This window comes from Streptomyces sp. SAS_281 (assembly GCF_052542855.1).
Window position 1 is genome coordinate 15,588 of sequence record NZ_JBMNDO010000074.1, and the last position, 23,390, is coordinate 38,977.

General features: G+C 71.2%; 18 protein-coding genes and 1 pseudogene. 9 read left to right on the top strand and 10 right to left on the bottom strand.

Going from position 1 to position 23,390, the window contains the following annotated elements:
- Positions 1–1,022 precede the first annotated feature (1,022 nt).
- The 3 genes from ACN6LM_RS25035 to ACN6LM_RS25045 all read left to right on the top strand — a co-directional run bounded on the left by ACN6LM_RS25035 (position 1,023) and on the right by ACN6LM_RS25045 (position 4,786).
- Positions 1,023–2,336: a condensation domain-containing protein gene (locus tag ACN6LM_RS25035; protein ID WP_445067638.1), complete on the top strand. Its 1,314-nt coding sequence runs from the start codon at positions 1,023–1,025 to the stop codon at positions 2,334–2,336.
- 85 nt (positions 2,337–2,421) lie between these two features.
- Complete coding sequence (locus ACN6LM_RS25040; protein WP_445067639.1) at positions 2,422–3,618, top strand: Gfo/Idh/MocA family protein; 1,197 nt, start codon at positions 2,422–2,424, stop codon at positions 3,616–3,618.
- Between the two features lie 58 nt (positions 3,619–3,676).
- Positions 3,677–4,786, top strand: coding sequence for a Gfo/Idh/MocA family protein (locus ACN6LM_RS25045; protein ID WP_445067640.1), 1,110 nt, complete (start codon positions 3,677–3,679; stop codon positions 4,784–4,786).
- Positions 4,787–4,853: 67 nt separating this feature from the next.
- Here ACN6LM_RS25045 and ACN6LM_RS25050 read toward each other — a convergent pair whose 3' ends face one another.
- From ACN6LM_RS25050 to ACN6LM_RS25070, 5 genes and pseudogenes are all read right to left on the bottom strand, one after another.
- Positions 4,854–5,864: a serine hydrolase domain-containing protein gene (locus tag ACN6LM_RS25050; RefSeq protein ID WP_445067641.1), complete on the bottom strand. Its 1,011-nt coding sequence runs from the start codon at positions 5,862–5,864 to the stop codon at positions 4,854–4,856.
- Positions 5,865–6,419: 555 nt separating this feature from the next.
- Complete coding sequence (locus ACN6LM_RS25055) at positions 6,420–7,298, bottom strand: Cgl0159 family (beta/alpha)8-fold protein (RefSeq protein ID WP_445067642.1); 879 nt, start codon at positions 7,296–7,298, stop codon at positions 6,420–6,422.
- A pseudogene (locus ACN6LM_RS25060) lies at positions 7,298–7,525 on the bottom strand (PfkB family carbohydrate kinase); the annotation flags it as partial. The gene ACN6LM_RS25055 and the pseudogene ACN6LM_RS25060, both read right to left, overlap by 1 nt.
- A gap of 37 nt (positions 7,526–7,562) precedes the next feature.
- Positions 7,563–8,483: a sugar phosphate isomerase/epimerase family protein gene (locus ACN6LM_RS25065; RefSeq protein ID WP_445067643.1), complete on the bottom strand. Its 921-nt coding sequence runs from the start codon at positions 8,481–8,483 to the stop codon at positions 7,563–7,565.
- 522 nt (positions 8,484–9,005) lie between these two features.
- Positions 9,006–9,737, bottom strand: a complete 732-nt coding sequence (locus tag ACN6LM_RS25070) for a GntR family transcriptional regulator (protein ID WP_445067644.1) — start codon at positions 9,735–9,737, stop codon at positions 9,006–9,008.
- A 194-nt stretch (positions 9,738–9,931) separates the two neighbouring features.
- On the opposite strand from ACN6LM_RS25070, the gene ACN6LM_RS25075 reads away from it, so the two are divergent.
- On the top strand, positions 9,932–10,957 hold the full coding sequence (locus ACN6LM_RS25075) for a Gfo/Idh/MocA family protein (protein ID WP_445067645.1): 1,026 nt from the start codon (positions 9,932–9,934) through the stop codon (positions 10,955–10,957).
- A 168-nt stretch (positions 10,958–11,125) separates the two neighbouring features.
- Here ACN6LM_RS25075 and ACN6LM_RS25080 read toward each other — a convergent pair whose 3' ends face one another.
- Entirely contained in the window at positions 11,126–12,058 is a 933-nt protein-coding gene (locus ACN6LM_RS25080) for a hypothetical protein (protein ID WP_445067646.1), read from the bottom strand.
- Between the two features lie 412 nt (positions 12,059–12,470).
- On the bottom strand, positions 12,471–12,656 hold the full coding sequence (locus ACN6LM_RS25085; RefSeq protein WP_445067647.1) for a hypothetical protein: 186 nt from the start codon (positions 12,654–12,656) through the stop codon (positions 12,471–12,473).
- A gap of 286 nt (positions 12,657–12,942) precedes the next feature.
- On the opposite strand from ACN6LM_RS25085, the gene ACN6LM_RS25090 reads away from it, so the two are divergent.
- Together ACN6LM_RS25090 and ACN6LM_RS25095 are read left to right on the top strand one after the other, a co-directional pair.
- A complete protein-coding gene (locus ACN6LM_RS25090) occupies positions 12,943–13,683 on the top strand; it encodes a beta-phosphoglucomutase family hydrolase (RefSeq protein WP_445067648.1) in 741 nt (246 codons plus the stop codon).
- On the top strand, positions 13,680–16,058 hold the full coding sequence (locus ACN6LM_RS25095; protein ID WP_445067649.1) for a glycoside hydrolase family 65 protein: 2,379 nt from the start codon (positions 13,680–13,682) through the stop codon (positions 16,056–16,058). Before ACN6LM_RS25090 ends, ACN6LM_RS25095 begins: the two co-directional genes overlap by 4 nt.
- Before the next feature lie 75 nt (positions 16,059–16,133).
- Here ACN6LM_RS25095 and ACN6LM_RS25100 read toward each other — a convergent pair whose 3' ends face one another.
- From ACN6LM_RS25100 to ACN6LM_RS25110, 3 genes are all read right to left on the bottom strand, one after another.
- On the bottom strand, positions 16,134–16,331 hold the full coding sequence (locus ACN6LM_RS25100; RefSeq protein ID WP_445067650.1) for a hypothetical protein: 198 nt from the start codon (positions 16,329–16,331) through the stop codon (positions 16,134–16,136).
- A gap of 252 nt (positions 16,332–16,583) precedes the next feature.
- Positions 16,584–17,198 carry a hypothetical protein gene (locus tag ACN6LM_RS25105; RefSeq protein ID WP_445067651.1) on the bottom strand — a complete coding sequence of 205 codons (615 nt, stop codon included), beginning with the start codon at positions 17,196–17,198 and terminating at the stop codon, positions 16,584–16,586.
- Between the two features lie 448 nt (positions 17,199–17,646).
- Entirely contained in the window at positions 17,647–19,725 is a 2,079-nt protein-coding gene (locus tag ACN6LM_RS25110) for an alpha-galactosidase (RefSeq protein ID WP_445067652.1), read from the bottom strand.
- A gap of 65 nt (positions 19,726–19,790) precedes the next feature.
- Between ACN6LM_RS25110 and ACN6LM_RS25115 the strand changes: the two genes are divergently transcribed.
- The 3 genes from ACN6LM_RS25115 to ACN6LM_RS25125 all read left to right on the top strand — a co-directional run bounded on the left by ACN6LM_RS25115 (position 19,791) and on the right by ACN6LM_RS25125 (position 23,294).
- Positions 19,791–21,083 (top strand): ROK family transcriptional regulator, encoded by a 1,293-nt coding sequence (locus tag ACN6LM_RS25115; RefSeq protein ID WP_445067653.1) that lies wholly within the window; start codon positions 19,791–19,793, stop codon positions 21,081–21,083.
- Positions 21,084–21,103: 20 nt separating this feature from the next.
- The gene (locus tag ACN6LM_RS25120) at positions 21,104–21,454 is read left to right on the top strand and encodes a hypothetical protein (protein WP_445067654.1); all 351 of its coding nucleotides are present in this window, start codon (positions 21,104–21,106) and stop codon (positions 21,452–21,454) included.
- A 199-nt stretch (positions 21,455–21,653) separates the two neighbouring features.
- A complete protein-coding gene (locus ACN6LM_RS25125) occupies positions 21,654–23,294 on the top strand; it encodes a protein kinase domain-containing protein (RefSeq protein ID WP_445067655.1) in 1,641 nt (546 codons plus the stop codon).
- Positions 23,295–23,390: the final 96 nt, after the last annotated feature.

Consider the following 23,390-nt stretch of genomic DNA (forward strand, 5'->3'; position numbering starts at 1 on the left):
GTCACTGGACGCCGGAACCATCGCACGAGCACGCACATTGTCACTGGACGCCGGAACCATCGCACGAGCACGCCCATTGTCACTGGACGCCGGAACCATCGCACGAGCACGCCCATTGTCACTGGACGCCGGAACCATTGCATGAGCACGCCCATTGTCGCTGGACGCCGGAACCATCGCTCGCTGCACCATTGCCGGGCCTACCTCTCGTAGAAGGAGCTTGCGCAAAGTGACGTCCCGAAAGAGACCCCCATACGGTCCGGTTCCGCGAACGAGTTTGTCAAGCGGACTGACAAATCTCGCCAAGGTCACGTGCCGACTGCCAGGAAACCTGACATATCCGATATCCCAGGAGCTTTACAGGAGACACGGCCCTGCAAATCGGAGAATGTGATCAGCTTTCGGACTTCGGCGTCAAAATGGAGTTCGGATCGAAAACGAAGCAATGTACTGAAGATCGACCGGAGCGCCGGTATGCCCGATGGAAGACCCGCGTCCAAGCGGCAGCGCCACCCGTATGTCGGGCGGTGCTCGCATACCGCCGGCACCGGTCCACGGAACTCGCGCCGCCGGCAGGCGAGCTTGTGCCGAAAACAGTCGGTCGGGGCTGGACAGACCCGGCCCGGGCGGGTAGAAATTCCCCTGCAGTCCTGACGGAGGAAGTTTTTTCGTCGAGAATCCGGTTACCGCAGCCGTTTGTCGGTCCGGTTGAAACGAGCTGATGCGCCAGGCCCGGAAAGGCTCTGAACCGCATCCGACCTTCACCCGGCCCCCCGCCGCACGACGGGCGAATGCATTCACCGGACTTCGGATACTGGGTGCCGGGAGATGATCAGCACAATTGCGACCGGGTAGGCCGGCGCCCGATGGGTTTTTCATCCCGCTTGGCCATTCATGGCCTTTCTGTGCTCTGCCGGACGAAGCCCGAATCCGAAGGCGCCGTCCGCCGGGCGCGAGGCCCTTCGCGTGCGGCCCCGCCAGGAGGGCGGGGGGGTGTGCCGTGCTGGAGAACAAGGAGCGTGATGACCGAGGCCCAGACAGTCGTAGAGGCGTCCGGACCGGACAGCGAGAGCAAGAGCTACCCGCTCACCTGGGCGCAGGCGACCATGTGGGAGTACGTGCAGGCGCTCGGGACGCAGGCACGGGCCCTGAACCTGCCGAGGCGGAGGCTGCTCCGGGCGCCGCGGAGCACCGGCCAGGTACTCGCCGCGCTGGCCGGGTTCGTTGCCGAGTGCGACGTGGCCCGTACGACCTTCGACGTGATCCGGCGCACCCAGGTGATCCGACCGGCGGCCGCATTACCGATCCGGGTTGTCGACTCGGGCGGGGACCCCGCTGCGGCGGCCGCGGACCTCGCCTCGGAGCTGGCCGGGACCGCCTTCTCCCTCGACACCGACCTGCCGGTCCGCTTCGGTCTGGTGGTCGACGGCGAGGAGGTCCGCTCGGTGGCCGTCGCTTACTCCCACCTGGTGTTCGACGCATTCAGCCACCCCCTGGTCTCCGGCTTCCTTGAGCGCAGCCTGGAGGGGGCCGCCGAGGGGACCCCGCACGTTGGCGATCTGGTCCGCCGAGAGGCCACGGACCGCATGCGCGAACGCAGTGACGCCGCACTGTCCCATTGGTCGAGCGCCTTGTCCGCGCTGCCGCCGGGACGCGGTTTCCGGCTGCCCTCCGCGGGCTCGTACACGGAGTGGGCCCTGCACTCGCGGGAGGCCGCCGTGGCCGCCCAGACCGTCGCCACTCGCAACCGCGTGCACACATCGAGTGTCCTCCTCGCAGCATTGGGGGCCGCCCTGCGTTCGGTTCTCGCCGACCCTCCCGCCGCCCTGCTGCTGGTCGCCAGCAACCGGCACCACCCGGACCTCGCCGGATTCGCCGGGATCGCCCTTCAGATCGGTCTGCACGTGATCCCGCCGGCGGACAGGGAAGGCACCGTCGACGCGTACCTGAGGTCTACTCAGGACTCGGCGATCCGCGGCTACGCCAAAGCCCGGTACGACACCACACGTTGGCGCGAAATGCTTGTCGCGATGACGGAGCGTGGCACAGCCCCCGACCTCTCCTTCTACTTCAACGACGCGCGGATGTCGCGCGGCTGGGACGGGCTGGAACACCAGGCCGGGCAGCTGGCCTCGTGGCGACCCGGCGACGCGAACGTGACAGCCGTCGCCTCACACCGCGTCAGGGACGCGACGATGTTCGCCTACGCGCTGGACGGCGGGCCCGCCGCACGGATCCACCTGGTCTGCGACGACGCCGTCATCCCTCCCCCGCAGGCCGAGGCGGTCCTGCGCGCCCTGGAGGAGTACCTGGTCGGACGAGCTCTGGCCGGCTGACGCCACCCCGGTTGCGACCGAATCGGCCCGACCGCCGTCCACACACACCCGTACGGCAGCACTTGACACCTCTTCGGGAGAGAACATGGCACACGAGAGAAGCACGCACGCCGAAGCGCCGCTGGGGATGTCCGGCGAAACGGTGGGTGTGGTCTTCGTCGGCTGCGGATACGCCGCCGACTTCTACGGCGCGACGATGCCCAACTACCAGCACATGCAGGTCAAGGGCGCCTTCGATGTGGACGAGGAACGCGCCGCCACGTTCGTCGCGGAGTACGGCGGGCGCGTCTTCAGTGACTTCGACGAAGTACTGGGCGACCCGGACGTCGCCATCGTCGTCAATTTGACTCCGGTGTCGCAGCACTACACCGTGAGCAAGGCGGCGCTGCTGGCCGGCAAGCACGTCTACTCGGAGAAGCCACTCGCCTCAAGCCTCCCGGAGGCGACGGAGCTCGTCGAGCTGGCCAGGGAGCGGGGGCTCCTGCTGTCGAGCGCCCCGTCGACCATTTTCAGCCAGGCCGCACAGACGCTACTGCGGGCTGTCGGCGACGGCCTGATCGGTAAGCCGCTCCTGGCTCACGCTTCGCTCGACATGGGCGCTCTCGCCTTCATGCCCTACACCGAATGGCGCAGCCGAAGGGGTGTGCCGTGGCCCTACCTGGACGAGGTCGCCAACGGCTGCGTCATGGAGCACGCGGGGTACCAACTCAGCTGGCTGGTCGCCATGTTCGGTCCGGTGGTGCGGATGGCGGCCCACACCTCCTTGCAACTCGACGAGAGGTGGCCGGGGAAGACCGAACTCGCCCCTGACATCTCGATGGGCTTCCTGCAGTTCGCGAGCGGTACCGTCTGCCGGCTCAGCATAGGCTGGGTCGCGCCGGCCGATCTGTCGCTCACCGTCATCGGCGATCAGGGTGTCCTCACGGTGAGCGACGTGTGGCAGGCTTCCGCGCCGGTCATGCTGCGGCGCCACGCCAAGACGAGCGGCAAGACCAATGCGTATCTGAAGGAGGCGGAGCAGTTGCCCTTCGTCGTGCCACCCGCGCAGCACCGGTACGACGACACCCATGACCTCACGGTCGCTGCGGGGGTCGCCGACATGGCCGCCGCAGCCCTCAAGGGCGAACAGCCCTTCCTGTCCGCGGACTTCTCCCTCCACGTGCTGGACGTCAGCCTCCGGCTCTCCGAGGGGCGCGGAGTCATGGAAGACGTGGCGCTGCCCGCCTCCGACGACAAGAAGCTGGCACTCACCCCCACCGTCCCGCGGACGGCGGCCGGGTGAGCGGGGACCGCCCCGTCGATACCTCGCTTCCCCCTGACCACACACAGTAGGAGACGACATGGCTGGCCCGTTGCGGATCGGCGTGGTGGGCGCCGGCAACATCAGCGGCGAGTACCTGGAGACGCTTTCGAGGATGGCGAACGTGCGCCCCGTGCAGGTCGCCACCCGCGACCCGGAACACGCTCGGGCCGCGGTCGCGCGGTTCCCGGAGGCACGGGCGACGAGCCTGACGGAGCTCTACGCCTCGGACGATCTGGACCTTCTGCTCAACCTCACAACTCCTGAGGCTCACTTGGAGGTCTCCCTGGCCTCGATCGCTGCGGGCAAGCACCTGTACGGGGAGAAACCGCTCGCGATGACCACCGCCGAGGCCCGCTCGATCCTCGCCGCCGCCTCGGCGCAGGGCGTACGGGTGGGTTGCGCGCCCGACACGGTGCTGGGCACCGGAATCCAGACCGCGCGGGTCTGCGTGGACAAGGGCGAGATCGGCACCCCGGTCGCGGCGAGTGCCTTCATGACCACCCCAGGGCACGAACGCTGGCACCCGGACCCGGAGTTCTACTACCGGGCCGGGGGCGGGCCGGTCCTCGACATGGGCCCGTACTACCTGACCGCGTTGGTCCTCATCCTCGGCCCGGTGCGCCGCGTCACCGGCCTGTCCGTCACCCCCCGCCGGACTCGCACGATCGGCAGCGGCCGCCGGGCGGGCAAGACGTTCCCCGTGGACGTGGCGACCCACGTCACCGGAGTGCTGGAGCACGAGGGCGGGGCGCTGTCCACGCTCATGATGAGCTTCGACGTGTGGCAGAGCACGCTGCCCAAGATCGAGGTGTACGGCACAGAGGGCACTCTGTCGGTGCCCGACCCGAACAGCTTCACCGGCGACGTCCGCGTCTCCCACGACGGGGACTCCGCCTGGCGGACCGTGCCGGTGCTGGGCGGCTACTCGGGCGGGGCGCGGGGCATCGGCATCGCGGACATGGCGTATGCCATCGCGACGGATACAGCGCATCGGGCGAGTGCCGATCTCGCCTACCACGTCCTCGACGTCATGGAGTCCCTGCTCGCGGCGACGGAGTCCGGCACCGGCCACCGGGTGGACAGCGGCTTCCAGCGGCCCGATGCGGTCCCGGCGAACGCGCGGCCGGAACTGCTGCGGCCGCGGTGACGCCCGTGCGACCCGGTGGCCGCCCGCTGCGGTGACGAGGGTCCCCCGCCACCGCAGCTCATGGTGGTCAGGCGACCGCGGTAAGCTGCCGCACCCAGCGGTCGTCGACGGGGCTGAACAGCCGCAAGGTCAGTACCCGCCCGGCCTCCGGATCGGCAGCGTGCACCACGACGATGCGGCGGGGAGCGGTGCCCAGGTGGCCGAAGGTGCCCGGGCCCCACCCCGCGCCCAGAATCCCCTGCGGCAGGTCCCGTTGGAAGCCGAGGCCCCAGCTGCGCTCGCCGAGGTCGTACAGCTGCACCGGCGGGCCGACGGCCACCAGCCGGCGGGCTGTCGCCTGCGACAGCAGGGTGCCCCGGCCGCCGAGCGACTCCAGGACATCCGCGTACAGCAGGCCCGCGTCCGCGGCCGTCGAGACCCCTGCCTGCCCCGGGTTCAGCTCGTCCAGACCACGCGTCTCGTCATCGATCGGAACGAACCGCATGTGCCCGTCGCGGCGGTGCAGCGCGCCGTACGGGCGGCCCGGACGTGGCACAAGTGCCAGGTCGTGCAGGCCGAGCGGCCGAGCGACCCGCTCCTCCACGACGTCCGCGAGAGAGCGGGCGTGAACCCGCTCCACGATCGCTCCGAGCACTGCGGACGTGCTCTGCGCGTTGTAGTGGGCAGGCCCCGACCGGGGCGTGGCGGACGCGACGATGCGACGCCCCCGTTCGTCCAGGGACGGGCTGTCCCGGTGCAGGGAGGGGGGAAGTCTGACGGTGTGCCCGAGCAGGTCGGCGACGGTGACCGCGGCCATGGCCGGGGCGCAGTCGTCGAAGAAGCGGGCCAGCGGGTCCTGGAAACTGAGAAGCCCGTCCTGGGCGGCGAGTCCGGCGGTGACCGCCAGCACCGGCTTGTTGGCGCAGTAGAGGCGTCCGGCCGCCTCATCGGCGTCGACCCCGGGAGCCGCCTGGCCCACCGCGATGCGGTGGGTCTCGCCGCGATACCGGTGGAAGACCTGGCCGCCGAGGAGGATCCTGCGCTCCACCAGCTGCTCCAGTATCCGGCGGATGCGCGCCGCGGCCTCGGACGCGCTCACAGCACAGCCGCCGTGGCGGAGTGGCGGCGCGGTGAACGGGCCTGCCGGCGACCGCCGTTGCCGTGGACGGCATGGCTCCGTGGCACGCAAAGGGGCGGACGGGGCCGGGCACGGCCTTCCTTCGCGAGACGCGAAGTTCCCGCTACCAGGTGTTCCACCCTGCCTCCGATCTCCGATTGAGCCGGACGGCACCCTACCCGGGGTCGCCTCGGAGTGTCCGCCCCCCGACGCCGTTGTGGCCGCGAACTGCGCTGCGGACACCCCGGAGGTCGCCGGCCCCAGGTGTAGCGGTCACGAGCGTTGTGTGGCGGGTGGCGGCGACGGGCCAGGCCGAGGCCGAGGCCGAGGCCGAGGCCGATCAGTGCGATGCCGCCCGCGCCGCCGATCATCGGCAGGCCCCGGTCGGAGGCGGCACGTGGCGGCATCGTACGCAGACCGATCAGCAGAAACAGGCGTGGTCGTCCGTCGGCTCAGGCGATGTGAGGCCGCCGGAACGCGTCGGCGTTACGCGCGCACCAGTCCGCACCAGGGGGCGCACCCATCGGCTGTTGTCGCTCATGCGCCGCTCCCGTGCACGATCCCGGCCGCGATGTCGACGGCGGCTGCGACATCGCCGTCGGGCGGGTAGAGCAGGGTGCGTCCGACGACCAGTCCTCGCGTCGCGGGCAGTGACATCGCCTTCGCCCAGGACGCATAGGTGTCGTGCGGATCGCCTTGCGGGTCCCCGCCGAGCAGCAGGGTGGGCAGGGTGGTCGCGTCCAGGACGCGCTCGAGTTCGTCGACGACCGGCAGTTTGAGCCAGGTGTAGGCACTGGACGCGCCGAGGCCGCTTGCGATGTGGATCGACTTCATGACGCTGTCGGGGTCGAGGAGGTTGCGCGGGCGGCCCTCCTCGCGGACGGTGAGGAAGGGCTCGATCATGGCCATGAGGCTGTGGTCGGACAGGCTGGTGACGGCGGCGGCGGTCGCTTCGAGCGTGGCCGCGGTGCCGGGGTCGTCGAGACAGATCCGGGTGAGTGTCTTGCCGCCTTCGAGCCCGTGCCCGGCGATCGCCTGGGCGGTATAGGCGGTGAACCGGTCGTCGAATTCGAAGGACGCGCCCTGGAGTCCGCCCCGGTTCATCGAGCCGATGGCCACCCGGTCCTCCAGGGCGCCCATCAGCAGCAGGTCGTCGAGGAGGTCCGGGGTGCCCAGCACGCCGTCCACGCCGGGGCGGGACAGAGCGGTCGCCAGCCGGTCGAGCAGCGTGCTGCGGCTCGCCATGGCCGCCTGGTCCCCACCCGCGCCCAGAGCTCCGCGGGCGGGATGGTCGGCCGCGACGATGAGCAGGCGGCCGTCTTCGCCGGTCAGCGGCCGACGGGAGCGCTTCTGCCAGGACCGTGCGATACGGCCGGGCTCGCGGGCCCGGATCTCGGTGAGTCGTGCGGCATCCATCAGGCGATCCCTTCGGCATGGGCCGGCGACCGGGACGCGAGGACCGCCTGTACCTCGGCCGCGGTCGGCATGGCGGTGGAACAGGCCGGGCGGGAGGCGACGATGGCGTCGGCGAACTCGATGACGCGGCGCAGGTCCCAGCCGCTGAGCAGACCGTGGACGAGCCCGCCTCCGAACGCGTCGCCCGCGCCGAGCCCGTTGACGACCTCGACGGGGACCGGTGCGACGCACACCTGTTCATCCACAGGAACCCGTGCGCCATGGTCAGCCCACCACGGTGTCGGCGGCGGACCCGTCGCCGGCGGCGAGGGAGCGAAGGTGGGCGACCGAGGCGCGGACGTCGTCGAGGGGGCCGGCCCCGCCGTGCTCGCCGGGTGCGGCGCGCAGGATGGTGTCCTGTTCGAGCACGTACCATCCGGCGTATCCGTCCGCCTCCAGCAGCCGGACGATCCCGGCGATGTCGATGTCTCCGGCGCCGAGCGGAACGTACATGCCCTCGGCGACCGCCCGGGTGTACGTCATGCGCCCGGCCCGTACGTTGTCGGCGAGGTCGCGGCGTACGTCTTTGAGGTGCGCGTGAACGATGCGGCCGGGCAGGCGGGCGGCCAGGGCCAGGGGGTCGCCGCCACCGATGAGCAGGTGTCCGGTGTCCAGGCACAGGCCGATGCCCGATCCGTCGAGGACCCGCTGCGTCTCGTCGCCCGATTCGACCATCGTGCCGACGTGGGGGTGGAGGGCCGCGAGGACGCCCGCGTCGGCCGCCGCTAGGGAGATCCGGTCGAGGTTGGCGAGGAGGACGGACCACCCCGCGGCATCGAGCGCGGGCCGGTCGTCGTAGCCGTCGGACCCGGTCGCCGCCGCGATGACGACGGTGCGGGCGTCGGCCGCCAGGAGACCGGCCAGCGCGGCCTCGACCTCGGGGAGTGGGTCGTGGTCCCGGTCGTGGAGGACGACCGGCACGAACTGGCCCACGGCGCGCAGACCGTGCGAGGCGAGTGTCGCCGCCTTGGCCGCGGGGGCGTCGGGCAGGAAGCCTTCCGGTCCGAACTCGGTGGCGGCGAGTCCGGCCTCGCGCATCTGTCGCAGGACCAAGTCGGTGCCGAGCTGGTGGCCCCAGCCCGGGACTTCACAGACGCCCCAGGAGATGGGTGCTCCTGCGATGCGCTGGGTAAGGGGTTCGGTCACGGCCTGCCTCCCTGGGCGATGTGCACGGCGTGGGCCGGCCTGATCGGCATGCCGTGCCTTTCTCTCTCCGTGGTGGGTGTTGCGGGCATGTGCCCGGCTCCCGTGACCGAGCTTGCTCCGTCACGTAGCGGCCTGTCAACCTATTGTCCTTACATATTGACCGAGGGATCGCTCATGCCGGGTGCGCCGCTGACCGACGTCACCGACACCGCTGTCCCGCGGGCCTTCGCCGCCACCGAGGCGGAGGTCTACGACCAGTACACGGCGTACGGCTCCGAGGAGACCGATGGCAGGCGTCCGGTGACGACGGCGACCGCACCGACACGACTCCGACACCGACACCGACACCGACACCGATTACAAGCTCGTCGACCCGTCCGACGCAGTGCGCGCCGCCGGCGTGCGCTGACCGAACGCCACCGGGAGGGCGGCGGGCGCCGCCCCCCCGGTGCCGCAGCGGCCGCACGACGCCGAGCCACCTCCCGCGTCGGACGCGCACGTGCGTGCCGATGTGTCCGCGGGTCAGTGTGCGGAGACGGTCATCTCGAACGCGTAGCGGGAGGCGCGGTAGACGTGCGACCCGTACTCGACCGGTCTCCCCGAGCCGTCGAACGCGGTGCGGGTCATGGTGAGCAGGGTCGCGCCGCGGACCTCGTCGAGCAGTCTGGCCTCCGCGGCCGTCGCCCTACGCGCTCCGATGGTCTGCTCCGCGCCGCTGAGGACGACGCCGGACCGGCGCAGGAGTTGGTACAGCCCGCCCTCGGCCAGCGAACCGGCGCTCAGTTCGATCACGCCCTCCGGGAGGAAGTTGTGCAGCAGCGCGATCGGCTGGTCCTCGGCGAGGCGCAGGCGGTCGACGGACAGCACCGGGCTCCCCTCTTCCAGGCCGAGTGCCGTTGCGGTGGCGGCTCCGGCCGGGACGGTCTCGACGGAGAGCACCTGCGTGGACGGACGGCGGCCGTCGCGCTCCAGGTCCTCGAAGAGGCTGGTGAACTCGACCTGCCGGCGTATGCGATTGGTGACGACCTGAGTACCCACACCGCGCTTGCGGGCCAGCAACCCCTTGTTGACGAGGTGCTGCATCGCCTGGCGCATGGTCGGACGGGAGAGGCCGAACTCATCGGCCAGCAGGATCTCGTTGCTCAGCCTGGTGCCAGGCGGCAGGTCGCCCGACTCGATGAGGCTCTGCAACTGCTGGGCGAATTGGAAATAGAGGGGGACCGGACTGCTCCGGTCGATCGTGATCTTCTTCATGAGCGATTCCACATCACCCTCCTGCGCCACATCACCCTCCTGCGCTCTGCTGCCGACACCCGCCAGTATGCCGCACTCCACTGTAGATTCGTACGTCTTTATGTCTGAACAAACTCTTGCTCTTCTCCCGGCCGAGGGATAGAAATCAGCTGGGCCGTCCCAGGCTCGCCCCTGCCCGCTCGAAAGGTGCGCACATGCGTATTGGACTCATCGGTACGGGCCGCATCGGCGCGTTTCACGCCTCCACGCTGGCCGCCCTCCCGGCCGTCACCGCAATCGTTCTCCACGACCCCGACGCACGTTCCGCCCGTACCGTGGCGGACAACGTGGGCGGCGAGTGCGCCGGCAGTCTCGGCGCGCTCCTCGGCGCCGGACTGGACGGACTGGTCATCGCGGCGCCCACCGGCAGCCACGCCGAGCTGATCCTTGCCGCCCACCGCGCGGGGCTGCCCACCTTCTGTGAAAAGCCCGTGGCCTCGACGCTGGAGGAGACCGACCGGGTGCTGTCGGCGTTGCAGGACTCGGACGTGCCCCTGCAGATCGGCTTCCAACGCCGTTTCGACGCGGGATACCGGGCCGCGCGCGAGGCCGTCGCGTCCGGACGGCTCGGCTGGACGCACACCCTGCGGGCCTGCACCGCCGACCCGGCTCCCCCGCACCCGGGGTACATCCCCGGCTCCGGCGGCATCTTCCGCGACTGCTCGGTGCACGACTACGACATCGTCCGCTGGGTGACCGGCCGGGAGATCACCGAGGCCTACGCCACCGGGGCCAACCGCGGTGACGCGTTCTTCGCCGCGGCCCGGGACGTCGACACCGCCGTCTCCGTGCTCACCCTGGACGACGACACCCTGGCCACCTGCACCGCCACCCGCTACAACGGCGCCGGTTACGACGTACGTCTGGAAGTCTGCGGCTCCGAAGGCACCCTGGTCGCCGGACTGACCGAACAGGCCCCGCTGGCCTCGGCCGAGGGAACGGCCTATCCGGCCGGGTCCCCCTACCCGGGATTCATGGAACGCTTCCAGGACGCCTACCGCGCCGAACTCACAGCGTTCACCGCAGTCGTGGCGGGGCTCCGTCCCAGCCCGTGCACCGGCGAGGACGCCCGGGCGGCTCTGGCCGTGGCCGAAGCCGCCACCCGCTCACGGGCCGAGGGCCGCCCCGTCCGGGTCCCCGCTCCCACGCGAGCGCACGCGTACGGCAACGGACGCCCCTGAGGCGGTACGTGTCGCGGGCCGCCGCCCCGGCTGTCCGGAGCAGCCGCACTTCGGCGCCGGCCGCCACCCCGGCCGGCCACGTCTTCGCCCCGTCGCATCGTCCGCACCACCGCCGCGACCGGGTCCGTGCACGCCGAGGTCCGACGGCGTGTCCAGGGCCACGAGCCCTCACCATCGGTCGACCACGAGGACCTGTGGTGCGACCAGGTCATGAGGTGCGGCGGGCAAGGCGTCACGGGCCCGGTTCCTGACGGTGATCAGCTCGTCGTCCCAGCGCACGTCGAGCAGTTCGCCGTCCGTCATGGTCAGTTCGGCGGGGCGTTGCCCGATAGCCGCGAGGTGTCCCAGGTAACTCCAGGACAACCGTTCGACCTGCCAGCCCGGCCAGGTCTCCCGCATCCGTGCCAGGCAGGCCCGCGGGACGATGTCGGTGGTCCAGTAGCGGAGGCGACGTTCACGCACGTCGATGACCGCGCCATCGGTCACGGCGCTCTCGGAGGCCAGAGGGTAGGGCGGCTCCGCGGCCAAGGCGCGAGCCATGGGCTCCCCCTGGTGCGCGAGTAGCGGGGCGATGGTGTTGTTCAGTTGCCAGTGAGTGAGAGTCGTGTCGTCGTCGATGACGCTGACGAGGCATGTCGCGCCGGCAAAGGTGTCGGCGATCGACTCGTCGTGGCGAACGGTGATCGTGCGGCCTTCCGGGTCCCAGCCGACGAACCAGTAGTCGCGCGAGGCCACGTACATGTCGACCGGGTCGACCTGCACGGGCCCTGACGGCAGTCCGGGGACGACGAGGCTGCGAAGCTCCTCGTCGCCGCCCCAGGCGTGAGCGACGTCCCAGCCCTCCCAGCCCGGCAATCCCGCCAGGTGCAGGGCCATGCTCTCTCGGTGCGCGGCGCCCGCCCGCGGCATGCTCAGGGCGCAGCCGTAAAAGCGGTAACGACGCGTGGCCAGGTCGAGGGCGATGCCCTGGCAAGACCGCGCCACCGTCTTCGGGTCCCCGATGACGGGCCTGCCCTCGCCCAGGACTCTCTTCACCAGAGAAGCACGGTCGTCGGCCCCGGCCAGGTGCCACCGACCGTATTTCTCGTCCGACTCCCGCACGGAGCCGTCCTCAAACCGTACGAGGTACGCAGACCAACAGCCCATCAGGCGACACTAGCAACCACGCGGGCCACTCCCCCACCCGCCGGTCGGTCCTCCCCACGAGGGGCAGCGATGCCCCGCCGGTGAAGCGGGCCGCGGGTGTCGCGCATCCGGTGCGCGGTGCGTCATCGGCAGGCCGAGACCCCGCTGGAAGTCACGGCGCCATCGTCCGGCGGCCCACTGCGGTGCCTGTCCTGCCCGAGCACCCGGGATACCCGCGTCTCCTCGCCTTCTTCAGCTGCGCGCCCTGACCACTGCGGGCCAAGGGCGCCTGCCCGTCCCCCGGGTCACGAGCTGCTGCACAAGGTTCGAACCAGGACGTACAAGGCGCTTCGGTCACCGTCTTCGGTACGGTCACGCAGCGCCGCCTTCATGCCCCGTTCTCGAAGCGATCTGTTGAGCCGTCGGCGTACACGGCCATCGTGAGGGCGCGCTCCGTCGGCTCAGCGGTTCGTTCCGCCCGGGCCGGCAGATCCATGTGCCGCAGATGGTCGTCGTGCATGTCCGGATCGTCGGAGAAGCACTCGGCTCGGGCGCTCACCGACGCGATCGCCACATCCCGTTCCTGTAGCCGCTCCGCCGCCCGCGCTCGCTCCAACCGGTCCACCGGACGAGTATCGCTCGCCACCCCTCAGGACAGCTCGGACGAAGCGGCTGCTGATCAGCACCGTTCAAGGCAAGCCACGGTCGCAGGGCGCCCGCCTTCAGCTCCGGGACCGCAACGGTCACCGGAAGGGAAGCAGGCGCCGAGTCCGCCGACGGCCTCGCGTCCGGGCAGGTCGGCGACGCACCTCACAGCGTGTCATCCGATCGGACCCGCCTCGGCGGGGAACTGTGGGTTCATGACGACACAGCTCGGACTTCCCGAAGGCATCCAGGCATGTCTCTTCGATCTCGACGGGGTGGTCACCAGGACGGCGGTGGTGCACGCCGCCGCCTGGAAGGCGACCTTCGACGCCTTCCTGCGTGAGCGTGACGGAGCGGACTTCCGCCCCTTCTCCGATTCCGACTACGACCAGTTCGTCGACGGCCGCCCCCGGGCCGACGGCGTCCGCTCCTTCCTCGCCTCCCGAAACATCGAGCTTCCCGAAGGCGCGCCCGACGATCCACCGGACACGCGGAGTGTCAACGGTGTCGGCAACCGCAAGAACGAGCTCCTCCTGGAAAAGATCCGTACCGACGGTGTGGAGCCGTACGAGGGCACGCTGCGCTACATCGACGCGGTCCGCGCCGCCGGGCTCGCCACCGCGATCGTCTCCTCCAGCGCCAACACCCGCGACGTGCTGCACTCCATCGACGCCGAGCGGCTGTTCGACGTACGGATCGACGGCGTGGTGGCCCGGGAACGGAAGCTGCCGGGCAAACCGCACCCCGACACCTTCCTGGCCGCCGCCCGGGACCTCGGCGTGGAGCCGTCCCGGGCCGCCGTCTTCGAGGACGCGCTGGCCGGCATGGACGCGGGCAGGTCCGGGCACTTCGGCTTCGTCGTCGGCGTCGACCGCGTGGGGCAGACCGACGCGCTGTACGCCCATGGCGCCGACCGTGTCGTCAAGGACCTCGCCGAACTCGGAGGCAACGCGTGATCACCAACCGGACGTACACCGTGGAGCCCTGGCGCGTGCGCGAGACGGCTCTCGACCTCGATCTCCTGGCACAGAGCGAATCCGTCTTCGCCCTGTCCAACGGGCATGTCGGCTGGCGCGGCAACCTCGACGAGGGCGAACCGCACGGCCTGCCCGGCAGCTACCTCAACGGGGTGTACGAACTGCACCCGCTGCCCTACGCCGAGGCGGGCTACGGCTACCCCGAGTCCGGCCAGACCGTCATCAACGTCACCAACGGAAAGCTGCTGCGGCTGCTGGTGGACGACGAGCCCTTCGACCTGCGATACGGGCGGCTGAGCAAGCACGAACGCACCCTGGACTTCAGGCGCGGTGTGCTGGAGCGGAGCTGCGAGTGGACCTCCCCGGCGGGTACGACCGTCCGGGTCCGTTCCACCCGCCTCGTCTCCCTCACCCAGCGCGCCATCGCCGCCGTGCAGTACGAGGTGGAGCCCGTCGACAGCCGCACCAGGGTGGTCATCCAGTCGGAGCTGGTCACCAACGAGAGTCTGCCTTCGTCCGACGGCGACCCGCGGACGGCCAAGGCGTTGCAGTCCCCGCTGGAGCCGGAGGAGGACCAGGCCGTCGGGTCGCGGCTGCGTCTGGTCCACCGCACCCGGCGCAGCGGTCTCAGGGTCGCCGTCGCCGCCGACCACGTCGTGGACGCCCCCGGGGAGATCACCACCAGCAGCGAGAGCAACACGGACGTCGCCCGCCTGACCATCACCTCCGTCCTGGACCCGGGACAGCGGCTGCGGGTGCAGAAGACCGTCGCCCACGGCTGGTCGGGGGCCCGTTCCCGGCCCGCCATGAGCGATCAGGTCGAGGCCGCACTGGCTGCCGCCGCGCATGGCGGCTGGGACGAACTGGTGGCTCAGCAGCGGGCCTACCTCGATGACTTCTGGGCCCGTGCCGACGTCGAGGTGCACGGCGACGAGGAGATCCAGCAGGCCGTCCGCTTCGCCCTCTTCCATGTGCTCCAGGCCGGTGCCCGCGCCGAACAGCGGGCGATCCCGGCCAAGGGGCTGACCGGTTCCGGGTACGACGGCCACGCCTTCTGGGACACCGAGATGTTCGTGCTGCCCCTCCTCTCCTACACCGAGCCCAGGGCGGTCGCCGAGGCGCTGCGCTGGCGGCAGGCCACCCTGCCCGCCGCCCGGGACCGGGCCACCCAGCTCGGACTGCGCGGTGCCGCGTTCCCGTGGCGGACCATCGACGGCTCTGAGGGCTCCGCGTACTGGCCGGCCGGCACCGCCGCCTTCCACGTGGCCGCCGACATCGCGCACGCCGCGGTGCGCCACGCGGCGGTGACCGGCGACACCGCCTTCGAGCGCGAGACCGCCCTGGAACTCCTCGTGGAGACGGCGCGGTTGTGGCGCTCGCTGGGCCATCACGACCCGCACGGTGTGTTCCACATCGACGGCGTCACGGGGCCGGACGAGTACAGCGCCGTCGTGGACGACAACACGTACACCAACCTCATGGCCCGCTCCAATCTCCTCGCCGCGGCCGACGTGTGCGAACGCCACCCGGAGGAGGCGGCCCGGCTGGGTGTGAACGAGGAGGAGAGCGCCGCCTGGAGGGACGCCGCCGAGGCCGTGCACATCCCCTACAACGAGGAGATCGGCGTACACGAGCAGCACGCCGGCTTCACCCACCACCAGCGCTGGGATTTCGCGAACACACGCGCCGACCAGTACCCGCTGATGCTGCACTTCCCGTACTTCGACATCTACCGCAAGCAGGTGATCAAGCAGTCCGACCTCGTGCTGGCCATGTACACCTGCGGCACCTGGTTCGACGCCCACTGCGACGACGACCAGCTGGCCGCGAACTTCGCCTACTACGAGCCGCTGACCGTACGGGACTCCTCCTTGTCGGCGTGCTGCCAGGCCGTCGTCGCCGCCCGGACCGGGCATCTTCGGCTGGCCTACGACTACACCGCCGAGGCCGCGCTGATGGACCTGGCCGACCTGGAGCACAACACCCGCGACGGACTGCACATCGCCTCGCTGGCCGGTACGTGGATGGCGCTGGTCGCCGGGTTCGGCGGCACCCGAAGGGACGGCGACAGCCTGCGCTTCTCGCCCCGGCTGCCCGAGAAGTTCAGCCGCCTGGCCTTCCGGCTCCAGTTCCGCGGCCGGTGCCTCCAGGTGGAGATCGGGCCCGAGAAGGCGACGTACTCGCTGCTGATCGGCGATCCCCTGACGATCCACCACCACGGCACGGAGGCGCGCGTGGACGGTGAGGGGCCCGTCACGCTCGCGATCGCCCCGGCGAAGCGGCGGCCCACGCCCGAACAGCCTCTGCACCGCCGTCCGGGCGCCGCCGACCGGCCGGGCCCCGAGCAGGGGTGAGAGGGAGCCACGGGTCGGGCTCACCGGACGGCCGCCCGAGCGGCCCGGGGGCCCGACCCCCCGGACCGGGGACGGCTACGGCTTGGCGGCCACGAAGCCCCACTGGTCGACCGGGTCCCCGGTGAACGGCCCCTCGGTGCGCCACAGGCTGATCGAGCCGAAGCGCGGCTCCACCGGTTCGAGCCCGCCCGCGAAGGTCGCGACGATCTCCCTGGGCCGCGAGATGTACGGCATGGGGCCGCCGGCCGTCGCCGGGCCGAACGCGGTCGCCATCGGCGAGAACCTCCGTCCGGGGTTCGGCTGCAACGGGCACAGGCGGTTCATCGGCCGTCCGGCGCGCCACGACGGCGAATGGCGCACCACGGACCGCAGGAGCGTGCACGACTTCGCGATCTTCGCCTTCCCCTCCGCATCGTGGGCATCGGCCGGCAGGTCACCGCCGGCTTCCCCCTCCAATGCACAGCCCTGGCATACCGTCACCACCCTGCCCGGCGGCTCGCCCCACTCGCACGCTCTGCGGCCCCATCAGCAGACCGCATGACCGCCGTGCGGCGAGTGCTGCGGGGTGAGGATTCGCGCCCGGCGGATGCCCGCGTTCTGCAGTTCCTGCCGCACGACGCGAAGTACGGTGCGGGCCATGTAGGGCATGACCAACCCCTTGCAGTCCATCCAGACCAGCGGCACGGACGGGTCGAGACCGACGTAGTTCGGGCTGTAGAGGTCGTTGGCGTCGATGAGGTCCGTGTCGGGGATCTCCCTGCCGTCCTCCACAACCGCCCACAGCCGGTTGTCGGCGGCGGCTGTGAGCGCCTCGACGGCCTTTGCGCGGTTGTCCGACTGCACTGCGACGCAGAAGTCCTGGGTGAGGACGTCACCGTTCGCCCCCTCAGTGATGCGCAGCGTCCCCGGGTCCACCTCGATACCGCCGACCTCGCTTTCCGAGAGCACTGCGCGGCTCATCCAGTGAGCAGCGAGGAACGGCACCCACTGGCAGGCGTCCACGATGCGCCACAGCATCTCGGAGTCGGATCCGCTCGCGGCACGTTCGAACTGGGTGTGGGCCGCTCTGCGACCGCTCGGCTCGTCCTCGTTCAGGGCGCGGCAGCCGGCCTGGAAATGTGTCTCGGCGCTGACTGGCACGCCCGCTGGATTTCCCATAGCGGTCATGTGTAGCAGCCGGGTCCGACATGCCGGCCCGTCCTCCGGCACGAGTTCGCCACCGCGGCCCGACCGGTGCCGGGACCGGCATCGATGCGGCGCACGGCCCGCGCCCGCAGAGGCGCCTGGACACGGCTGCCCGCACGGCCGGCTGAAACGGCTCGGGTTCAGCGCGCCGATGAGTGCGACAACAACGTGCCGGGCGCCTGCGGCGTGCGCGATCCGATCGGACCGGTCGCACGAGACGTTGGGAACACGGCGTGCGCCTCGTGTCACCGCCAGGGCTGTGCCGGAGGGCGTGGCCGGTCAGCGTGCCGATGAGCGCGGCGGAGATGGCGCCGGCTCTGCGGCTGTGTGTGCGGGGACTTCACGTGTGTACTCCGTTGTGCGTCAGCCGTACGTGGGCGTGCCGCGTTGTGGGGCGGCGCGGTCAGTTGACGCGGACCGCGTGCAGGACGAGCGCCGACTCCGGGTGCGGGCGCGGCAGTTCGAGGCCGATGTGAACGAGGAACTCGCCGGTGACCTCGGCGCCTTCCGGGTGCCGGCGGGAAGCCCGGCGCAGTCCGATGGTGGAGGCGGAGGCCTGAGGGCTGACCGGTGTGAGCCGGTAGAGACCTTCGGGGTCGAGGCCGGTGAAGCGGGCGCGGGCCGGGGTCTCCGCGCGGGTCGCGGCGAGCTGGACGTACGAGAGCAGCGCCTCGCTGCCGTTGGGGGCGACCACCGCGGTGAGCGAGGCGGCGTCGTCCTCGGGGGTCTCGTGACGGAACAGGCGGCCGGTGTGCAGCAGCCTGCGGTGGCGCTTGTACTCCGCCACCCAGGCGGCGAGTTCGGCGCGCTCGGCGGCGGTGGCGGTGGTGATGTCCCACTCGATCCCGAAGTGCCCGAACAGCGCGGTCGCGGCGCGGAAGGCGAGGGTGTGAGTGCGACCGGTGCTGTGACAGGTGGTCGGGCCGACGTGGGCGCCGGTCAGTTCCAGGGGCAGCAGCAGATTCGTGCCACGCTGGATCTCCTGGCGTTCCAGGGCGTCGTTGCAGTCGGAGGTCCAGACGCGGTCGGTGCGTTCCAGGATGCCCAGGTCCATGCGGCCGCCGCCCGACGCACAGCTCTCGATCTCCACGCCGGGGTGGCGCCTGCGCAGCTCGTCCAGGAGCCGGTAGGCGGCGGTGGTCTGGGCCCGGACGGCGGCCCGGCCCTCGTGACCGGGTTCGACCAGGTCGCGGTTGTGGTCCCATTTGAGGTAGGCGATGTCGTACGTGGAGAGCAGGGTGTCGAAGCGCTCCAGGAGGTATGCGTACGCCTCGGGGCGGCACAGGTCGAGAACCTGCTGGTTGCGCCAGTCGGGCGGGAGGCGGTCGGCGGCGTGCAGGGCCCAGTCGGGATGCTCGCGCAGGAGGCGGGAGTCGGGGTTCACCATTTCCGGTTCGCACCACAGGCCGAACTCCATGCCGTGCGCCCGCACATGCCGGATCAGCGGGTCGAGGCCGTCCGGCCACACGTCCGGGTCGACGTACCAGTCGCCCAGACCGGCGGTGTCGTCGCGTCGGCCGAGGAACCAGCCGTCGTCCAGGACGAAGCGTTCGACGCCCACTTCGGCGGCACGCTCGACCAGGGGCATGAGGCGCCGCGGGTCGTGGTCGAAATAGGTGGCCTCCCAGTTGTTGAGGACGACGGGGCGGGGCCGGGCTCCGGGGTCGGGGTGGTGGGCGCGGGAGCGCAGCCAGTCGTGGAAGCGGGGCGTGATGCCGTTGAGGCCGGTCGCGGAGTACGCGGCACAGAGCCAGGGCGTCACGTATTCCTCCCCGGGCGCGAGGGCGCACTCGCCGGGCAGGAACAGCTCGCCGGTGCCGATCACGCAGCCGTTGGACGGCATGCGTTCCGCGTAGTAGCGCTGGTTGCCGCTCCAGGCGAGGTGGACCGACCAGACCTCGCCGTCGTCCCAGCCGAAGCCGGGTGTGCCGGCGGACATCAGGTACGGGCTGTCGTGGCCGGGGCGGCCCCGGCGGCTCTCCCGCAGGTAGGTGCCGTGACGCAGCTGGTGGCGTTGGGGTTGGCGTTCCTTGGCCCACCGGCCGGTGAAGTCCATGGTCTCCACCGCCCGGGAGGAAATCGGGAGGACCGGTGTCAGTTCGTCCACCTGGTACGGGCCGGTGCCGGTGTTGCGCAGGCCGTGCCGCAGGCGCAGCAACCCGGACGCGGTCAGTTCCAGCTCGGCCCGCCACGCCAGCCGGCTGTGCGGATCCTCGGCGTGAACGGTGACGCGGCCGCCTTCGGTGTGCACGGTCCGGTGGTGCGTGAACGACGGCGACCAGGCCGTGCCCGCCCGATGGCCCATGAGACCCGGCCGGCCCTGGTGCACCTGGGCGTTGAGCGGGAGGAGCGAAGTGCCGGCCACCGCATCGCCCAAGGTCTGGGCGGTTGCCTCGGACAGGGCTCTCCCCCAGTGCAGGACTCGTCCGTCCGTCTCGTCCAGGACCAGGCTGACCCCGGCCGCGGTCAGGTGAACGGGCATGCGCGACCACCCATGCTTTTGATTAGACCCTTTTAATAAAACGGACTGCGGTAGGCTTGCAGGCCATGAGGGACGTGTCAAGGGGCGGGGTGGACTCCGCGATGGTGAGGCAGCTCAATGCCTCGCGGGTGCTGGCGGTGCTCCGGGCTTCCCCCGAAGTCGCCTGGTCCTCCAACGACTTGGTCGAGGAGACGGGCATGTCCCGGCCCACCGTCCTGGCCGCCGCAGACCACCTGGTGGACCTCGGCTGGGTCACCGGGTCCGTGAGCCGGGCCGCAGCCGGGCGCGGCCGCCCTTCCCGGTCGTTCGTCTTCCGCCGCGACGCCGGGTACGTGCTGGGCGCGGACATCGGCGCGCGGACGGTCAGGGTCGCGGTGGCGGACCTGACCGGTCACGTCGTGGCCGAGGACGAGCACACCTTCAGCGATCCCGGCATGGCCTCCGGTGAACGGCTGGAGGCGGTGACCCGGACCGCCGCCGACGCCTTGGACGCCGCCGGTGTCCCCGGCGAACGCCTCCTCGCCGTGTGCGCCGGGTCCAGTGGCACAGTCGCGGCGGACGGCACCGTCCGCGTCCGCTCCGGCATCCCCGGTTTCGTCGGCGTCAACCTGCCCGCCACGCTGGGCCGCGCCTTCGAGTGCACCGTCGTCGCGGAGAACGACTGCAATCTGGCCGTCATCGGCGAGCGCTGGCGCGGAGTCGCCTCGGGCTCCGAAAACGTGGTCTGCATGCTCGCGGGCGAACGGCTCGGGGTCGGCATCGTGCTGCACGGCGGCCTGATGCGCGGCCATCAGGGAGGCGCGGGAGAACTCGGATTCCTCCGGTTCATGGACGGCTTCACCGCGGCCGAGGGGCTGGCCTCCCGCGCCCGCGCCGAAGGCAGGCGCCTGGTCGACGCAGTCACCGCGCGCGGTGCGGGCGCGGCGTCCCACGACGCTACCGGATCCGTACTGCACGCACTGGCCGATGGCGACTCCGCACGGGTGGACGCGCCACTGGTCTTCGAGGCGATGCGCCGGGGCGACACCGCCCTGCCCGGCGTCGTGGAGTACGTCCTCGGCCCGGCCGCCCGGGCGGTCGCGACCGTGTCCCTGCTCCTCGACCCGGAACTCATCGTGATCGGCGGAGCGGTCGCCGATGCGGGAGACGTCCTCCTCGGCCCCCTGCGGAGCATGGTCGGCCGCCTGAGCAAGGCGCCGCCGCGCCTGGAATTCTCGCCGCTCGCGGACCGCGTCGTCGTGCTCGGCGCGGTACGCCTGGCCCTGGACACAGCGCAGACCGAGTTCCAGGACCCGCTGGCCCCTGCCCCGGGGCACACGTCCGGAAGGCAGCAGGCCGCCGCCGCCCGGGGGCGCTGATCCGCGCCCTCGGTCTCGACGTGGAACGCAGCGAACTGCCAGGCGCCGGAACCGGTGCTCGTCATCTGCCGTTCGCGGACCTGGCCGTCCGGGCGGAAATGCGGCGCCGAGGCGAACAGGTCGACGGTGGCGGTTGTCATGGCGGTGTTCCTTCCAACCCTCGGAGCCTGCACGCCCGACGGCGACCTGCTGTTGGCTACACCAAACAGCACCTGACCCTGCGCCTCCCCGCCCCCGGCGACCTGGCCGACCTCGCGGCCACCGTCGAGGAGGCACTGCGGGCCTACGCCCGACAGCGCACGGTCCTGAAGAAGCAGTGGGGCCCGGTGAACTGGCACTGGACGCACTCCGCACCACTCCACCGGCTCTGACCACCCCGGCTGCCCCTGAGCCGCCCTCCCCGCCGGGGCACGCCGCGCCGGGGCCCCGCGTCGCCCTGTAGGTCAACTCGTCCAAAGCCATGCACAGTTCGGGCTCCGTGCGTGACGATGCAGAGCGGTCGAGTCGGATGCGACGCGACCGCTTGGGCTACGGCTTCCCCCGCGACGGGGAGACAGGTGGGTACGGGGCATGCGGTGGGGTGGGGCGGACGCGGTACGTCCGGGCCAGCGGGTCGGACGGTTCACCGTGCTGGCCGAACTGGCGAGCGGCGGTATGGGGCGGGTGTACCTGGCGCGGTCACCGGCTGGGCGCACGGTCGCGCTGAAGACTCTGATCACGAACAACGCGGACGACCGGCGCCGCTTCGCCCGGGAGGTCGCGTGCGCGCAGCGGGTACACGGTATCTACACGGCGAGCGTCGTCGATGCCGACCCCGCGGCGGAGGTGCCGTGGATGGCTCAGGAGTACGTGCCGGCGCCTTCGTTGAAGGAGCTGGTGGAGGACTGCGGCACACTGGGAACGGACGCGCTGCACTGGGTGGCCGCGGGCATGGCGGAGGCGCTGGCGTCCCTGCACTCGGCAGGGCTGGTGCACCGGGACGTCAAGCCGTCGAACGTACTGCTGCCCGTGGACGGGCCACGCGTGATCGACTTCGGCATCTCTCAGGCACACGACCTGACTCGGACCCAGTCGGCACTCGGCACCGTGGCGTACGCCTCTCCGGAACAGGCCCGAGGGGAGCCGACCACGGAGGCGTCCGACGTGTTCTCCCTGGGGGCGACGCTGTACTACCTGGCGGTGGGGAGGCCGCCCTACCGGGACATCGAGGAGATCTCGGCCCTGGAGCTGCTGATGCGCGCGGCCACCGGCGACATCGACGTCTCCGGCCTTCCGCCTGCTCTGACCGCCCTCGTTCTGCCCTGTCTCGATCTGAATCCGCGCGCGCGGCCCACTCCGGCCGAGCTGGTCGCTCACTGTGCAGGCCACTTCGGTGAGGGTCCGTCGGCCCGCAGCGACGGGGGTGTACTGGACGCCCGGTGGACCGCGGCCATCGAGCGGCACCGTGCCGAGCGCACCGATGCCCTGCGTGCGGCGCTGCGCCATGTCGGCGCCACCGCACCGGCCTCCCGGCCCGGGCGCGGCGGACCGGACGATCCCACGCAGGCCGTGGCGGGGGCCGCCGGGACGGTGCGCCTCCCCGGACCGCCGCCCACCGCCCCGTCCGGTCGGGGCCGACGGGTGCGGTTGGCCGTCGGCGGGCTGGTCGCGGCCGGCGCGTTGGCCGGGACGCTGGTGGTGCTGAGCCCCTGGTCCGGGTCCGGCGACGGGGAGGGCAAGGGCGGTGCTGGAGTCCCGGACCGGCCTGTGCGCTTCCTCGAAGTGGAGCGCGAGCAGCCCGGGGTATGCCCCGGCAGCGGGACGTCCGAAGCCTCCCTCTTCGGGACATCGCAGCCCGGGGTGCCCTCGGGGCGCGGCTTCACCTCGGACGACCGACAGCAGTGCGTGGTCGTCTCCACCGCTCCCGGTATGACGGTCAACAGGTTCAGGGAGGTCTCGGCGTTCGAGGACACGGGGGACGGCGCTCCGGGGGGATGGTCGGTGCGGGTGACGTTCGAGGACAAGGACGCCAAGGCGTTCACCACTCTGACCAGCAAGGTGACGGGGCGGATCGAGCCCACGAACTCCCTGGCGATCGTGCAGGGCGAGGGCCGGCTGCTCGCCAAGGTCGCCGTCGTCGGGCGGATCACGGGCAGCGAGGTCGTGATCGCGACCAGACTCGGGCGCAACGAGGCGCACTTCCTCGCCGACGTGCTGGGGGCCCGCTCCTGAATCCGGCAGCGGACGATGGGGTTCTCAGGACGAGGAGGAGCCGTCACCTGGGTCGCGGGCGGGTCCTCGTCGCCGGTGGCACACCCGCCTGCGCGT